Origin of the sequence: Mesorhizobium sp. (assembly GCF_017306585.1) — a bacterium.
Lineage (GTDB): Bacteria > Pseudomonadota > Alphaproteobacteria > Rhizobiales > Rhizobiaceae > Mesorhizobium.
This window is the reverse complement of record NZ_JAFKIC010000184.1, coordinates 17,275-31,109: the sequence shown is the minus strand read 5'-3', so window position 1 is coordinate 31,109 and position 13,835 is coordinate 17,275. Positions and strand designations below refer to the sequence as shown.

General features: G+C 64.5%; 18 protein-coding genes. 10 read left to right on the top strand and 8 right to left on the bottom strand.

What is annotated here, in order from left to right:
• Positions 1-25: 25 nt before the first annotated feature.
• Together mntR and J0I79_RS22330 are read left to right on the top strand one after the other, a co-directional pair.
• A complete protein-coding gene (mntR, locus tag J0I79_RS22335; RefSeq protein WP_292864074.1) occupies positions 26-478 on the top strand; it encodes a manganese-binding transcriptional regulator MntR in 453 nt (150 codons plus the stop codon).
• A 95-nt stretch (positions 479-573) separates the two neighbouring features.
• Positions 574-762: a hypothetical protein gene (locus tag J0I79_RS22330; RefSeq protein WP_292864071.1), complete on the top strand. Its 189-nt coding sequence runs from the start codon at positions 574-576 to the stop codon at positions 760-762.
• A 22-nt stretch (positions 763-784) separates the two neighbouring features.
• On the opposite strand, the gene J0I79_RS22325 is transcribed toward J0I79_RS22330, so the two are convergent.
• From J0I79_RS22325 to J0I79_RS22310, 4 genes are all read right to left on the bottom strand, one after another.
• Positions 785-967 carry a hypothetical protein gene (locus J0I79_RS22325; protein WP_292864068.1) on the bottom strand — a complete coding sequence of 61 codons (183 nt, stop codon included), beginning with the start codon at positions 965-967 and terminating at the stop codon, positions 785-787.
• A complete protein-coding gene (locus J0I79_RS22320; protein ID WP_292864065.1) occupies positions 967-1,632 on the bottom strand; it encodes a polysaccharide deacetylase family protein in 666 nt (221 codons plus the stop codon). The genes J0I79_RS22325 and J0I79_RS22320 overlap by 1 nt, the downstream gene beginning before the upstream one ends.
• Before the next feature lie 76 nt (positions 1,633-1,708).
• The gene (locus J0I79_RS22315; RefSeq protein ID WP_292864062.1) at positions 1,709-2,404 is read right to left on the bottom strand and encodes a polysaccharide deacetylase family protein; all 696 of its coding nucleotides are present in this window, start codon (positions 2,402-2,404) and stop codon (positions 1,709-1,711) included.
• Between the two features lie 150 nt (positions 2,405-2,554).
• Entirely contained in the window at positions 2,555-4,636 is a 2,082-nt protein-coding gene (locus tag J0I79_RS22310; protein ID WP_292864059.1) for a hypothetical protein, read from the bottom strand.
• Positions 4,637-4,833: 197 nt separating this feature from the next.
• Here J0I79_RS22310 and J0I79_RS22305 point away from each other — a divergent pair, with 197 nt between their 5' ends.
• From J0I79_RS22305 to J0I79_RS22295, 3 genes are all read left to right on the top strand, one after another.
• Positions 4,834-5,775 carry a neutral zinc metallopeptidase gene (locus J0I79_RS22305; RefSeq protein WP_292864056.1) on the top strand — a complete coding sequence of 314 codons (942 nt, stop codon included), beginning with the start codon at positions 4,834-4,836 and terminating at the stop codon, positions 5,773-5,775.
• A gap of 155 nt (positions 5,776-5,930) precedes the next feature.
• Entirely contained in the window at positions 5,931-7,196 is a 1,266-nt protein-coding gene (locus tag J0I79_RS22300; RefSeq protein WP_292864053.1) for a TCR/Tet family MFS transporter, read from the top strand.
• The gene (locus J0I79_RS22295) at positions 7,193-8,113 is read left to right on the top strand and encodes an aldo/keto reductase (protein WP_292864050.1); all 921 of its coding nucleotides are present in this window, start codon (positions 7,193-7,195) and stop codon (positions 8,111-8,113) included. Before J0I79_RS22300 ends, J0I79_RS22295 begins: the two co-directional genes overlap by 4 nt.
• A gap of 7 nt (positions 8,114-8,120) precedes the next feature.
• On the opposite strand, the gene J0I79_RS22290 is transcribed toward J0I79_RS22295, so the two are convergent.
• From J0I79_RS22290 to carA, 3 genes are all read right to left on the bottom strand, one after another.
• Positions 8,121-8,504: a helix-turn-helix transcriptional regulator gene (locus J0I79_RS22290; RefSeq protein WP_292864047.1), complete on the bottom strand. Its 384-nt coding sequence runs from the start codon at positions 8,502-8,504 to the stop codon at positions 8,121-8,123.
• Between the two features lie 12 nt (positions 8,505-8,516).
• Entirely contained in the window at positions 8,517-8,768 is a 252-nt protein-coding gene (locus J0I79_RS22285) for a type II toxin-antitoxin system RelE/ParE family toxin (RefSeq protein WP_292864044.1), read from the bottom strand.
• Positions 8,769-8,831: 63 nt separating this feature from the next.
• The gene (gene carA, locus J0I79_RS22280; RefSeq protein ID WP_292864041.1) at positions 8,832-10,037 is read right to left on the bottom strand and encodes a glutamine-hydrolyzing carbamoyl-phosphate synthase small subunit; all 1,206 of its coding nucleotides are present in this window, start codon (positions 10,035-10,037) and stop codon (positions 8,832-8,834) included.
• Positions 10,038-10,300: 263 nt separating this feature from the next.
• On the opposite strand from carA, the gene J0I79_RS22275 reads away from it, so the two are divergent.
• The 4 genes from J0I79_RS22275 (at position 10,301) to J0I79_RS22260 (ending at position 12,383) form a co-directional block, all read left to right on the top strand.
• The gene (locus J0I79_RS22275) at positions 10,301-10,750 is read left to right on the top strand and encodes a GatB/YqeY domain-containing protein (RefSeq protein WP_292864038.1); all 450 of its coding nucleotides are present in this window, start codon (positions 10,301-10,303) and stop codon (positions 10,748-10,750) included.
• 45 nt (positions 10,751-10,795) lie between these two features.
• Positions 10,796-11,578, top strand: a complete 783-nt coding sequence (locus tag J0I79_RS22270; RefSeq protein ID WP_292864035.1) for a helix-turn-helix domain-containing protein — start codon at positions 10,796-10,798, stop codon at positions 11,576-11,578.
• Between the two features lie 78 nt (positions 11,579-11,656).
• Positions 11,657-12,010, top strand: a complete 354-nt coding sequence (locus J0I79_RS22265; protein WP_292864032.1) for a VOC family protein — start codon at positions 11,657-11,659, stop codon at positions 12,008-12,010.
• Complete coding sequence (locus J0I79_RS22260) at positions 11,982-12,383, top strand: DoxX family protein (protein ID WP_292864029.1); 402 nt, start codon at positions 11,982-11,984, stop codon at positions 12,381-12,383. Before J0I79_RS22265 ends, J0I79_RS22260 begins: the two co-directional genes overlap by 29 nt.
• 25 nt (positions 12,384-12,408) lie before the next feature.
• Here the strand turns inward: J0I79_RS22260 and J0I79_RS22255 are convergent, their stop codons facing one another.
• Entirely contained in the window at positions 12,409-13,005 is a 597-nt protein-coding gene (locus tag J0I79_RS22255; protein WP_292864027.1) for a TetR/AcrR family transcriptional regulator, read from the bottom strand.
• Between the two features lie 121 nt (positions 13,006-13,126).
• On the opposite strand from J0I79_RS22255, the gene J0I79_RS22250 reads away from it, so the two are divergent.
• On the top strand, positions 13,127-13,831 hold the full coding sequence (locus tag J0I79_RS22250) for a DUF4336 domain-containing protein (protein WP_292864024.1): 705 nt from the start codon (positions 13,127-13,129) through the stop codon (positions 13,829-13,831).
• Positions 13,832-13,835: the final 4 nt, after the last annotated feature.

Genomic DNA, 13,835 nt, shown 5'->3' with positions numbered 1-13,835 from the left:
GCCAACTCCCGAGGAGGAGCGCGCATTGGCGCTGAAGAACAGACCGGTCCTGCGCGAAAAGCCGCTGCCTGACGCCGACGTTCATGCGGACGGGTTCCGGCAGACGCGCGAAGCGCGCCGCAGCGCCTTGGTCGAAGATTATGTCGAACTGATCGCCGACCTGATCGAGGACGGTAACGAGGCGCGCCAGGTCGATATCGCCGCGCGTCTCGGCGTCGCCCAGCCGACGGTGGCCAAGATGCTGACCAGGCTTTGCGCCGAAGGGCTGGTGTCGCGGAAACCCTATCGGGGCGTGTTCCTCACCGAAGCCGGCCGCAAGGTGGCGGAGGAAAGCCGCATCCGTCACCAGACGGTGGAAGCGTTCCTGATTTCACTCGGTGTCAGCGCCGAAACGGCCAGCATCGACGCCGAGGGCATCGAGCACCATGTCAGCGCCGAAACGCTGGAAGCGTTCCGTAAAGCGATGATGGGACGCTGAGGCCCTGACGCCGGGCCTCGGCGAGGCCGCTGGAACCGCCTTATGTCACGCACGTTGCTCCTGATCGCGCGATTGTCGCGCCAAGGGAGGATGCAATGGGCGTCGAACAGGCACCGACCGCCAAGGGAAAACAGGCAGCCAGCGGGCTGAAGCAGGCCGCCGACCGGGACGAGCGCAAGACCGAGGCGGAGACTGGCCGCCCCCTGAAGAAGGGCGCGGCGCGTTTCGAGGAAAGATCGAAAAGCTCCGACGGCAAGAGCGCCGGCGCCAAGCAAAAAGGCTGAAGCGCTCTCCTATGCCGCTGGATCAACGGCTATAGCCGAGCGCCGTCTGCGTCGACGACGTGACGGTGCTGGTGGTCAGCGACGACACCAGCAGTTCACGGCTGCCGTGGCCCGGCACCAGCCGCACCACCTTGTAGCCCTTGGTCTTCAGGTCGGCCAACAGCGCCGGCAGCATCTGCGCGGTGCGCGGGTGGATGTCGTGCATCAGGATGATGCCGGAGCCGCGCTGCTCGACTGGAAGTAATCCTTGGAATCGATATCCGCGTCGATGACGACGATGCCGCGCGCGGCGAGTTGGCGGCGAAGCGCCGCCGTGGAGGCGAGATAGGGGAAGCGGAAGAAGGGCGCCACGCTGTGCATGGACGGCACCAGCGCGGCCGAGACGCTCTTGATGCCGCCATCGATCTGCGCCTCGGCCGCAGCCGGGCTCAGATGCGCCAGGTTGGCATGGCTCTGGGTGTGGGTGCCGATCGTGTGTCCGTGCGCGGCGACCTCGCGCACCAGGGCAGGGTAGGAGCGCGCCATCTGGCCGACCATCATGAAAGTGGCCTTGACGCCGGCATTGTCGAGCACTTTCAGGATGTTCTCGGTGCGGCCGGGCATCGGGCCGTCGTCGAAGGTCAGCACCACCTCATGATAGCCGAGCTTGAGATCGGCGATGCTGTTGACGGTGACGCTGCGCCCGGCAAGGCCGCTGAAATTGTGCGAGAAGAAGCCGCTCGTGCTGCTCTCCTTCGGCTCCGCCGCATAGGCAAGCTTGGCGCCCTTGGCGTCGGTCGCCGGTTTGGTCGTCGTGCAGCCCGCGGCCAGTGCGCCCAACGCGACAATACCCAACAGCTGCGCCAGACGGCGCCCGGACATAAAAGCCATGGCGGAAACATCCCCTTGAATCGCCTACGCTTTTATTCCTGACATGGTTAATGAAGGTTTACTTTAGGGCTGTCGCTCATGCCGCGGCAATGAGATGGACAATGGTGAAGCCCTTTCTCTTGAGATCGGCAAGAAGGTTCGGCAGCATGGCGGCCGTGCGGGCATGAATGTCATGCATGAGTACGATGCCAGAGCCGCGTCGCACGATTCGTCTCAGGGCCTGGCGATGGAGTTCTTGCGGGGAGAGGTCGCTGTCGTCGCCGATGTTGATATCGACGTCGAGCACAACGATGCCGCGCCCGGCGAGTTCGTCACGCAACAACGGTGTGTCGGCAAGGTAGGGGAAGCGGAAGAGAGGCGTGGCGCGGTAGTGCGACGATTGCAGCGGCGCTGCCACGCTGTCCCTGCCTGCGTCGATTTCCGCTCTCGCCAAAGCAGGCTCCGCCACTCTCAGATCGGCATGGTTCTCGGTGTGGCTGCCGATTGTGTGGCCCTTCTGCGCGACCATGCGGACAGTGGCCGGGTTTGCCCGGGCCGGCGCGCCCACCATCAGGAACGTCGCCTTGACACCGATATCCTCCAGTATCGCCAGAATGCGTTCCGTGCATCCTGGCAGCGGGCCGTCGTCGAAGGTCAGAACCAATTCTCGTTGCTTCAGTCTGATGTCGGCGATGGTGCGGACCGGAATAGTACGGCCGGAAAAATCTTTCGCCGGTGGAGGGGCCCAAAGGTCCCTAAACAGCGCCCAACACCTGGCCGCAAGAGAAAACATGTAGGCCCCCACCCACTACAATATGATGCCGAAGTATGTAACCGATATCGGACGCGGCTATGTACTATTTTCTTCATTTATAATTGGATAAACTCAAGTGAAGCGGTGCGATACGTCACTGGCCAGGGATTTGTTGGGCCAATTGATCGCTCACTCCCTGACATCCTGCAGCCAGCTTCTGGGGTGGCCGTCGACACGGAACTGGAAGATGAAATAGGGCGGGATGCAGGTGCCTTCGCCGGGCTTGGCCTCGGGCAGGTCGTCATAGCCGGCTGTGCAGATATAGTCCTCGCGGCAGGGATGCGCCTTGTCGCAGGCGCGCAGGCCGGCGGTCTTGGTGAATTCCTTGGTGCAGAATTTGTGGTCCTTGCCCGAGGCGATGCAGTCGTTGAAGCCGGTCTTGGCGAGGCGCCCGCAGCTTGCCTCGTCGGGCAGACTGTCGCAGCTCGCCTTGCGCAGCATGCCGCCGGGAAAACCGCCTGTCTTCTGTTCGGGATTGTCGTAGCGCTGGCGCGCCGCGCCATAGCCGGCAAGTTTCACCACCGGCTTCTTGTCGCGCGCGGGGTCGATGGCGCAGGCCTTGGCGGTGGCCGGCGACAGGCGGCAATACTGGTCATTGCCCCATGCCGACATTTTTATCTCGCCGAACTCGACGGGATCGCCGACCGCCGTGCCCTTCTCGCTGACGCAGGTGCCGAAGCCCGGGTGTATGGCGCTTTCGTGGACGCCGGCGCAGCGCAGGCCGGCGCCGCAGGTCCAGTCCTTGAAACTCGGATCCTCGCCGCGATAGCAGATCGAGCCCCAGCCATCATAAAGGTCGGTACCTTTAAGCGCCTCGGCGTATTTGCTGTCCGGACGGGCGGCGAAGCCCCTGGTGAAATCGGGATGACCGCCGGCGGCGAATTCCTCGACGATGGCGCGCCGGCGCGGCAGGTCGGCGAAGAAGACGGCCGAGCCCGGCACGAAGACGGCGTTGCGGCGCGGCTCGCTCGCCGGATCGGCGCCGGTGTAGTGGAAACCGGCGATGCCGTGCGTCTGGTGGCAGCCGGTACAGCTCATCTCGTTGAGGCGCAGGTTGAAGCCGGCGACGGATTTGATGGTGGCGAGCGTATTGCCCTTGGCGACATAGTCTTTCAGCGCCTTGTCGACATCGGCGTCGTCGAGCAGCCCGTAGACGATATTGTTCTGCGACCGGGCAAGTCCGCCGGGCGCCACCGAGACCGCGCTTTTGGCCAGGAATTTTTCGTCGACCACCAGCCTGCCGTGGTCGAGATCATAGATGTTGCGATCGGTGAGCAGCCATCTGGCGAAGGCCGGCCTGTCGGCGAGCACGGTGGCGCGGTCTATCTGGTTCTCCATCCTGGATTCGTAGAAGCTCGACTTCTGCGGATCCCATTTGAAGATCTTCAGGAGGTATTCCGCGTGGCCGCCGAAATCGCGCCGCGTCGAGGCCGACAGGCGCAGCACCTGCATGTTCAGTTCCAGCCGCATGATCTGCGAGGAATTCAGCATGGCGCCCGAGAGCGGGCCTTCGTCGGAGCGCAGCCAGGCGGCAAGCTGGTCCGGAGGCAGGTCTTTTTGCCCGGCGGCGAGCCAGCGCCTGGCGACGTCGGCGCAGGAGGCGTCGGTGGCGCTTGGCAAATCCTTGGCGGCACGCGCCTGCGCCTTGCCCGGCTTGGCGTTGAAGACGAGGCTCATGGTCAGCGGCAGGCGCGACGAGATGCGCTGCCAAGCCTGCCCGCCGATTGGCTTGCCCTTGGCCGGCTTTTCCTGGACCGAATAGTGGAAACGGTAGATCAGCCGGATTTCGCCGCATTCGGTGTGGCCGAGATAGCCGCGGTCCATGCGGTTGACGACGCCGGTCAGGTCGAGCGTCGAGCCGTCATCGTCGATGTATTTCGGGTTGAATTTCTGGCTGGTGTCCTTCGACTTCACCATGGCGGCGACATAGGGGTCGGGGCTGGTTGCGGGCTCGCTGGCGATCTCCAGCTTGACGGTGTCGCGCACCGTGGCCAGCGCCGGCACCGAGAACAGGCCGCGATTGTCGACATCGCGGGTCAGGCCAAGCGCCGGGCCGAGCAGACGGCTGATCGACAGGCCGCCGCGCTCGAGCGCCTGCAAGGTGGCCGGATCGGTGACGGCGACGCTGGAATCGAGCGTCACCGCGCCGGCGGCGCGCAAACCCAGGCAGCCCACAGCGAGCGCCAGCATGATCCGCAAGATCGGTCGCAAAAGCCCCTCGCATGCTCCGTTGCGGGCAATGCTACAGGCGTTCCGCCCGCTCGGCCAGAGCACTGGTGGCGTGAAGCAGACCCCGTGCTATGGGCGAAAAATGCTGTGACTTGGCGCAACCATTGGGATAATTGTTGGTTGGATTGAGCCGGTCGAACGGCCGGTATCGAGGGAAGTTCGCAGCGCGAGGAGTTGCCATGCTCTGGAGAGGCCGTCGTCAGAGTGACAATATCGAGGACGACCGCAGCGACAGCGGTTCCGGCGGCGGCCTGGGCGGCAGCCCCGGTCAGTTCCGCATTCCCATCGGCGGCAGTTCCGGCGGTGGCGGCATGTCGCTTTCGGGCCTCATCATCTTCGCCGTCGTCGCGTTGATCGCCTGGGGTGTCTTCGGCATCAATCCGCTGCAGTTGCTCAACGGTGACGGCGGCAGCCTGCTGCCGGGCGGCGGCGGCCAGATCACGGACAATGGCGGCGGCCAGAACAACGGTGCAGCGCCCGCCAATGACGAGATGAAGCAGTTCGTGGCAACCGTGCTCGCCGAGACCGAGGACACCTGGACCGGCATCTTCAAGTCGCAGGGCCTGACCTATGAGGATCCGAAGCTGGTGCTGTTTTCCGGCCAGGTCCGCTCCGCTTGCGGCTTTGCCTCGGCGGCGGCCGGGCCGTTCTATTGTCCAGGGGACCACAAGGTCTATCTCGACATGACCTTCTTCCAGCAACTCGACCAGCAGTTCGGCGCATCCGGCGAGTTCGCCCGCGCCTATGTGATTGCGCATGAGGTCGGCCATCACGTGCAGAACCTCACCGGCATCATGGGCAAGTTCAACCAGATGCGGCAGGGCATGAGCGAGGCCGATGCCAACCAGCTTTCGGTGCGCATCGAGCTACAGGCCGACTGCTTCGCCGGCGTGTGGGCTCATTACACCGCCCAGAAAGGCATATTGGAGCAGGGCGACATCGAAAGCGCGCTCAACGCCGCCAAGCAGATCGGCGACGACACGCTGCAGAAGAAGATGCAGGGTTATGTGGTGCCGGAAAGCTTCAACCACGGCACGTCGCAACAGCGGCAGACCTGGCTGGCGCGCGGCTACAAGAGCGGCAAGCTTTCCGATTGCAACACGATGAGCGGGCCTCTCTGAACATTCGTTTCCAAGCGCTGATCTGACGGCGAAGTCGCCGTCAGGGAGTGGCAGGAACGCGCATTCCTGCCTGTTCCCTCATTGTTCCTTTTCGCCGGCTCGCCTATAAGGTGCGTCCGCCCGCGCCCCAGGGTGGCCAGAGGAGCTTGACCCATATGATCGACCCTAAAACCGCCAGGCGGGGCCTTGCGCTGGTTTTCACCACGCTGCTGCTCGACATTATCGGCTTCGGCATCATCATGCCGGTGCTGCCGGCCTATCTCAGGGAGTTGAGCGGGGTCAGCATCAGCGGCGCGGCGATCGAGGGCGGCTGGCTGTTCTTCGTCTATGCGGCCATGCAGTTCTTCTTCGCGCCGATCATGGGCGGCCTGAGCGACCGGTTCGGCCGCCGGCCGATCCTGCTCGCCTCGGTGCTGACCTTCTCGATCGACAATCTGATCTGCGCGGTGGCCTGGTCCTATCCGATGCTGTTCATCGGCCGTGTGCTGGCCGGCATTTCGGGCGCCAGCTATTCGACGACGTCGGCCTTCATCGCCGATATCTCGAACGACGAGAACCGGGCCAAGAATTTCGGCCTGCTCGGCATCGCCTTCGGCGTCGGTTTCGTCATCGGTCCGGTGCTGGGCGGACTGCTCGGCACGTTCGGACCGCGCGTGCCGTTCTATTTCGCCGCCGGGCTTGCCTTCGTGAATTTCCTCATCGCGCTGTTCTTCCTGCCCGAGACGCTCGACGAAAAGCACCGGCGCCGCTTCGAATGGAAGCGCGCCAACCCGGTCGGCACGCTGATGCAGATGCGCCAGTATCAGGGCATCGGCTGGATCGGGCTGGTCTTCTTCCTGATGACGCTCGGCCACATGATGTACCCGGCGGTGTGGTCGTTCGTCTCCAACTACCGCTATGGCTGGAGCGAACAGCAGATCGGTTTTTCGCTCGGGGCCTTCGGCCTGTGCGGCGCCATCATCATGGGCACGGTGCTGCCGCGCGTGATCCCGAAACTCGGCGAATGGAAGACGGCGGTGATCGGGCTCAGCTTCACGGCGGCAAGCGCCTTCGGCTATGCCTTCGCCACGCATGGCTGGATGGTCTACGCGGTGATCGTCGCAGGCTGCCTGGAGGCGCTGGCCGACCCGCCGCTCAGAAGCCTCGCCGCCGCCAAGGTGCCCCCGTCAGCGCAGGGCGAACTGCAGGGCGCGATGACTTCAATCTTCTCGATCACCTCGATCATCACGCCGTTGCTCTATACCGGGATCTTTTCCTGGTTCACGGGGCCGAGCGCGCCGGTCACCTTCGGCGGCGCACCCTATCTTGTCGGCGCCTGTTTCCTGCTCCTGGCCGTCATCGTCTTCGTGACCAAGGTGGCGCGGCCGGCGGCGGCCGGGCAGGCGAGCGCGGATGTGGCGCAGGATGGAGCACAGGCATGAGTCATGACAACCGCATCGCCCTGACCCCGGACGGGCTATCGCTGTCGCGGCTGGTCTTCGGCGCCTGGCGTCTGCTCGATGGCCCCGCGCGGCCGGACGCCGATCAGGTCGCGCGGCTGATCGCCACCGCCGTCGATCTCGGACTGACCAGCTTCGACCATGCCGACATCTATGGCAATTACGAGGTGGAGGCGGCTTTCGGCGCCGGACTTGCGCGCTGGAAAGGCAAGCGCGAGGCGATCGAGCTGATCTCGAAATGCGACATCATGCTGGCCTCGGGCAACCGGCCACAGAACCGGCTGAAACATTACGACACCAGCGCCGCCCACATAAACGCCTCGGTCGACCGTTCGCTCGCCAATCTGGGCACCGACTATCTCGACCTGTTGCTGCTGCACCGGCCTGATCCGCTCATGGATGCCGACGAGACGGCCGCCGCACTGGCCGGACTGGTGAAGTCGGGCAAGGTGAGGGCGATCGGCGTTTCCAATTTCACGCCGTCCCAGTTCGATCTGCTGGCGTCGCGATTGCCGTTTCCGCTCGCCACCAACCAGATCGAGATGTCGGTGCTGAAGACATCCGCGCTGACGGACGGAAGTCTCGATCACGCGCAAAGACTGGGTTACGCGCCGATGATCTGGTCGCCGCTCGGCGGCGGCTCGCTGTTCACCGGCAAGGAGCAGCGCGAGGCGCGCGTGCGCGCGGCGCTCGCGGCAGTGGCCGCCGAAGTAGGGGCCGGCGATCTTGCGACGGTCGCCATTGCCTGGCTGCTGCGCCATCCGGCCCGGCTGGTGCCGGTGCTGGGGTCGATGAAGCCGGAACGGCTGGCGGCGATGGTCAAGGCGCTCGATGTCGTGCTCGACCGGCAGCAATGGTTTTCCATATTGGAGGCTAGTGAAGGCCGGCCGGTGGCGTAGGCTGGGATTAGGCCTCAATCCATTCGGCAGGGACATCCAGCGCCTTCGCCAACAGCACTACGGTTTGTTCCGACGGTTTGCGGCGATTGGATTCAAGATCCGAGAGAAATCCTTGGCTGACACCTATCGCGGTCGCCACGTCGGCTTGTGTCAACCTGCGCCAGTTACGCAGCGCCTTGAGCCGGCTGGAGCCGCGCAAAATATCGATGGTCACATTGGCGGGCAGGGGCTTTTCCGCTTTGAGTTCGGCCTTGCGTTCATCGTATATCGCCGCGTCCGCCGCCTCTTCGAGCGCTTCTTCGGCCGCATGCAGCAATGCCTCGTAGTCCGCTCTTGGGATGACGACCAGTTCTTCGCCGGTTGAGGTCTTGATAATCTGCGGGGCGTTCATGATAGGTCCGTCCTATGGCCTGCTATAGGTCGTCGTCTCGCGCTTGCCGATGTAGATCGCGAGGATGGTTGCGCGATCTTCATCGAATATGACTCGGTAGCGGCCGATCCGGAACCTGTAACCATCCCTGCCGGAAAGGCGCTTTACATCTCCCCGGCCGCTGACCGCATATGCGATCAAACCTTCGGAGACCTGCTCGCGAACATCAGCGGGCAGATTGTCGAGATCGCGAGCCGCCGATACCGAAAGAACGATCGTCTTCACAAGAAGCAATATCGCAGATTTATCGCATGGAGTTAAGCGATATTATCGCCGTTGTCCTGCAGATTACGCCCGCTCGGCCAGCAGGTCCTCGCCGCGCTTCTGGCGGATCAGGTTGACGAAGCGGCGGAACAGGTAGTGCGAATCCTGCGGGCCGGGCGAAGCCTCGGGGTGATGCTGCACCGAGAACACCGGCCGGCCGGTGAGCGCGATGCCGCAGTTCGAGCCGTCGAACAGCGAGACGTGGGTTTCCTCGACGCCCTCGGGCAGCGAGTCGGCATCGACGGCGAAGCCATGGTTCATCGAGACGATCTCGACCTTGCCAGTCGTATGATCCTTGACCGGATGGTTGGCGCCGTGATGGCCCTGATGCATCTTGGCGGTCTTGCCGCCGAGCGCCAGCGCCAGCATCTGGTGGCCGAGGCAGATGCCGAACACCGGAATGTCGGTCTTGAGCAGGTCCTGGATGACCGGCACGGCATAGTCGCCGGTCGCTTCCGGATCGCCGGGGCCGTTGGAGAGAAAGATGCCGTCCGGCTGCATGGCGAGGATTTCCTTCGAGCCGGTCTTGGCCGGAACCACGGTGACCTTGGCGCCAAGGCCGGCGAGCAGGCGCAATATGTTGCGCTTGACGCCGTAGTCGATGGCGACGACGTGCAGCGACGGCTCGGTCTGCTCGCCAAAGCCTTCGTTCCAGACCCAGGGCGTCTCGCGCCAGACAGAGGACTGGCCTGAAGTGACCTCCTTGGCGAGGTCGAGCCCGATCAGACCCGACCAGGCGGCGGCGCGGTGCTTCAAATCGTCGAGGTCGAAGACGCCGTCGGGGGCGTGCGCGATGACGGCGTTGGGCATGCCCTTCTCGCGGATCAGCGCGGTCAGCGCCCTCGTATCGATGCCCGAGAGCGCGACGATGCCGCGCTTCTTCAGCCATTGGTCGAGATGACCGGCGGCGCGGTAGTTGGACGGGTTGGTGACATCGGCCTTGAACACGGCGCCGACAGCGCCGGCGCGGGCGGCGGGGTTGAGGTCCTCGATGTCCTCGTCATTGGTGCCGATATTGCCGATATGCGGGAAGGTGAAGGTGACGATCTGGCCGGCATAGGACGGGTCGGTGAGGATTTCCTCATAGCCGGTCAGCGCGGTGTTGAAGCAGACTTCGGCAACGGCCGAGCCGGCGGCGCCGAGGCCGCGGCCCTCGATGACGGTGCCGTCGGCCAGCACCAGCAGGGCGGTAGGCTTTTCGGTTGCCCAGGCGGGCGTCGTCTCGGCCATGGCGGCACTCCTGTCGGGCTGCGTGTTTCGACGGCCCAGCGGGTCATCTGCGCAGCAAATGGCGCGGCCGATTTCTCAAGCCCGCGCACATCAATTCCTTGTCTTATGCAAGGCCGAGTACATAGGGGAAGGCGCCAGAGCGGTCAATGATGCCGTGCCAAAACGGCGGGCATTTGTTTCATCAAGCAATATCAGTGGTTTGGCCAGTTTGCTTTGCTGGATTGACACGGTTATTGTCCGCGCCGTTCGAAGGAGAAAGCATCATGCGCGCGAAAATCGCCGAATCCCTGAAGAGCGCGATGAAGGCGCAGGACAAGCACCGGCTGCCGACTTTGCGGCTGATCCAGGCTGCCATCCACGACCGCGACATCGCCAATCGCGGCTCGGGCAAGGAGCCGGCCAGCGACGAGGAAATCCTGCAGATCCTGGCCAAGATGGTGAAGCAGCGCGAGGAATCGGCCAAGGCATTCGAAGACGGCAAGCGGCCGGAACTGGCGGCGCAGGAGCGCGGCGAGATGGAGATCATCCGCGATTTCCTGCCGACGCAGCTCGACGATGCGGCGATCACGGCGGCTGCACGCGAGGCGATCGCGGCCACCGGCGCGGCCAGCCAGAAGGACATGGGCAAGGTGATCGCGGCGCTGAAGCAGAAATATGCCGGCCAGATGGACTTCGGCAAGGCAAGCGGCATCGTCAAGGGGCTGCTGCAATAGGCCTGCCGCAAGGCCTTTCCCGTCACGACGGCAGGGAGGCGCGGAGTGGAGACCAGGACAAAGACGGTTCTTGCGGGTTGCGTCGGGCGATACGCGGAAGCGGCGCCCGTGCCGGCGCTGCGCGAGCACTTTCTGTGCGCCTGGAAACATTCCATCCCGGATGATCATGCGGGCCGCATCGCTGTCGTCCCCGACGGCTGTGTCGATCTTCTCTGGCACGACGGCAGGCTTGTCGTGGTCGGTCCCGACATCACGGCCGCCAATCCCGACCTGCGGCCGGGGGTGACCGTGCTCGGCATGCGCTTCCGGCCGGGGGCCGCCGCTCGCTGGCTCGGCCTGCCGATGACGGAGATCGTCGGCAGCGAGATCGACATGCGCGATATCTGGGGCGCGCGGGCGAGCGATATCGCCGGGAGGCTGCAGGACGAACCGGGTCTTTTCCGGCAGGCGGGATTGCTGCAGCAACTCCTCGCCCGCATGGCACCGTCGGTCGAGGAACCGTCCCGCGACGGGGCCGCGATATTCGCCCTTCTGCAGCACGATGGAGTCCCTGAGGGCGAGGGCATGTCGCGGCTTGTGAGCCGGCTCGATCTCAGCGAGCGGACGCTGCGCCGCAGAAGCCGCGACCTGTTCGGCTATGGCCCCAAGACGCTCGAGCGCATCCTGCGCTTTCAAAGGTTTCAGGCGCTGGCGCGGCGTTCCCCGGACGCCGGCCTGGCTGACATGGCCTATGCGACCGGCTATGCCGATCAGGCGCATCTCAGCCGCGAGATCCAGACGCTGAGCGGCATGACGGCGCGCGCCTTCGTCCGCCAGCTGGCGCATTGAGTGGCCGTTTTCTTCAAGACCGAGGGCGGCCTTGGCGGCATCCTTCACCAGCCATGCAACGACGAAAGGATGTGACCCATGAGCACCGCGGGCAATGATCGCCGGATCGACAACATCGAATTCAATGTCAGCGATATCGCGCGCTCGCGCGAATTCTACGGCAAGGCGTTCGGCTGGACCTTCACCGACTACGGCCCGACCTATTGCGAGTTCAGCGATGGCCGACTGACCGGCGGGCTTACCACGGGCGGCCCGATCAGGCCGGGCGGTCCGCTTGTCATCCTCTATGCCGACGATCTCGCCGCGGCGCGGAAGCGGATCGAGGCGGCCGGCGGCAGGATCGTCAAGCCGGTGTTCGAATTTCCAGGCGGCAGCCGGTTTCATTTCGAGGATCCGGACGGATATGAACTCGCCGTCTGGTCGGCCGCTTGAGGCGCCCACCGTGGCCGGCCTGATCCAGACGCTCGGCTTCATGCTCATCGGCGGTGTTTTCGTCTGGGCCGGAGCCGAGCATTTCCTGCGGTTCAGGACGATTGCCGGGCAACTGGCGGAGCGGCATTTTCCAGCCCCAACCGTCCTGCTCGCCGCCGGGTCAACCGTCGAGATCGCCGCCGGCCTTGGCCTCGCAACAGGCATCGGCCGGACCTGTGCGGCCATGGCGCTCATTGCGTTCACCGTCGCCGCCAGCGCCATGGTGCTCGATTTCTGGCGCTGTTCCGGCCCGGAGCGGCAAGGCCTGCGCTCCGCCTTCACCATCAACATCGCTGTCGTCGGCGGGCTGTTGCTCGCCGCGAGCCCGCAATGAGAGTTTGCAGCCGGGAGGGTGACCGTCAGGACTTGCCGCTTCGGCTCGGGGAGCGCTCGCCGATCCCTTCGACGACAATGCGGATCAGGTGCCTGATCTCGTCCTCGCTGAACGCTCCGCCGGAAAGCGCCGAAAGCATCGCCTGGCCGTAGATGCCGAGCAGGACCAGGGACATGAAGTCCACGTCGTCATCCCGGCGGATGACGCCTTGACGCTGGCCGAGCACCAGGAGATCCCGCACCAGGCGCTGGAAGGAAGGGCGGTCGGGCGGCGGCTTGAGGGACGGCCGCTCGGCCGGGGCAAGGGCCAGTCTTGCAAGGGAAGGGTTGGCCAGGCACCAGCGCGCACTGTCGAGAAAGACGATCTCCAGCAATTTGAAAACGTCTTCGTTGGCTTCCATGCGGGCGCGGTAGGGGCCGTCGTCCGCCTCGATGCGGGCGATGAGCCGCAGCGCGATCTCTTCTTTCGAGCTGAACAGATTGTAGACGGTCTTGCGCGTCAGCCCGGCACGCGTGGCGATTTCCTCCACCGATGCTTTGGCGAAACCGAGCTCCCGGAACGCCTGATCGGCGGCGTCGAGGATGAGGGTTCGCGACCGCTCGGTCCGTTTTTGGATTGCCATTTTTATACCGTAGTGTAAATTTACACAGATGTAAAATTCAAAGCATCTTGCGGCTCTCGGCCCGAACGGTCGGCTGTAGCACTTGAGAATTCAAGCGGGTCAATCGGAAGCGCTGTGCAAAATGGCTGGTATTCTCAGGGAATTCGGACCCGGCATCTGGATCGCGGACGGTCCGACCGTCACGGCGGCGGCCGGCTTTCACTATCCGACGCGCATGGCCGTCATTCGCCTGTCGAGCGGCGGCCTGTTCGTCTGGTCTCCCACCGCGCTCACGGATGCGCTTCGTGCCGAGGTGGATGCCTTGGGCGAGGTGCGCTTCCTGATCGCGCCCAATTCGCTGCATCACGTCTTCCTCGCCGACTGGCAGCGTGGGTATTCCGGCGCAGGGGTCTATGCGGCGCCGGGCCTGCGCGAAAAGCGCCGGGATATCCGCTTCGACGGCGATCTCGGCGACATGGCTGACGCGGATTGGGCCGGGGATCTCGACCAGGTCGTCATGCGCGGCAACCGGATCACGACCGAGGTCGTCTTCTTCCACCGCCGAAGCAAGACCGTGCTGTTCACCGATCTCATCCAGCATTTCCGGCCGGGATGGTTCAAGGGCTGGCGGGCGCTGGTTGCCCGGCTGGACCTGATGGTGGCCGCTGAGCCGTCTGTGCCGCGAAAGTTCCGCGCCGCCTTCACCGACCGTCCCGCCGCGCGCGCCGCCATAGAGCGCATCCTGGCCTGGCCGGCCGAGAAGGTGCTGATGGCGCATGGCGAACCGGTCACCGAGGGAGCGCAGGCGTTTCTACGGCGCGCCTTCCGCTGGCTGGTTCGGTCGTGATCCC

What these genes read in the sequence shown, in the direction of transcription:
- J0I79_RS22330 (WP_292864071.1), top strand. Translation starts at nt 574, where the DNA reads ATGGGCGTCGAACAGGCACCGACCGCCAAGGGAAAACAGGCAGCCAGC.
- J0I79_RS22325 (WP_292864068.1), bottom strand. Translation starts at nt 967, where the DNA reads ATGCACGACATCCACCCGCGCACCGCGCAGATGCTGCCGGCGCTGTTG.
- J0I79_RS22320 (WP_292864065.1), bottom strand. Translation starts at nt 1,632, where the DNA reads ATGGCTTTTATGTCCGGGCGCCGTCTGGCGCAGCTGTTGGGTATTGTC.
- J0I79_RS22315 (WP_292864062.1), bottom strand. Translation starts at nt 2,404, where the DNA reads ATGTTTTCTCTTGCGGCCAGGTGTTGGGCGCTGTTTAGGGACCTTTGG.
- J0I79_RS22305 (WP_292864056.1), top strand. Translation starts at nt 4,834, where the DNA reads ATGCTCTGGAGAGGCCGTCGTCAGAGTGACAATATCGAGGACGACCGC.
- J0I79_RS22300 (WP_292864053.1), top strand. Translation starts at nt 5,931, where the DNA reads ATGATCGACCCTAAAACCGCCAGGCGGGGCCTTGCGCTGGTTTTCACC.
- J0I79_RS22295 (WP_292864050.1), top strand. Translation starts at nt 7,193, where the DNA reads ATGAGTCATGACAACCGCATCGCCCTGACCCCGGACGGGCTATCGCTG.
- J0I79_RS22290 (WP_292864047.1), bottom strand. Translation starts at nt 8,504, where the DNA reads ATGAACGCCCCGCAGATTATCAAGACCTCAACCGGCGAAGAACTGGTC.
- carA (WP_292864041.1), bottom strand. Translation starts at nt 10,037, where the DNA reads ATGGCCGAGACGACGCCCGCCTGGGCAACCGAAAAGCCTACCGCCCTG.
- J0I79_RS22275 (WP_292864038.1), top strand. Translation starts at nt 10,301, where the DNA reads ATGCGCGCGAAAATCGCCGAATCCCTGAAGAGCGCGATGAAGGCGCAG.
- J0I79_RS22265 (WP_292864032.1), top strand. Translation starts at nt 11,657, where the DNA reads ATGAGCACCGCGGGCAATGATCGCCGGATCGACAACATCGAATTCAAT.
- J0I79_RS22260 (WP_292864029.1), top strand. Translation starts at nt 11,982, where the DNA reads ATGAACTCGCCGTCTGGTCGGCCGCTTGAGGCGCCCACCGTGGCCGGC.
- J0I79_RS22255 (WP_292864027.1), bottom strand. Translation starts at nt 13,005, where the DNA reads ATGGCAATCCAAAAACGGACCGAGCGGTCGCGAACCCTCATCCTCGAC.
- J0I79_RS22250 (WP_292864024.1), top strand. Translation starts at nt 13,127, where the DNA reads ATGGCTGGTATTCTCAGGGAATTCGGACCCGGCATCTGGATCGCGGAC.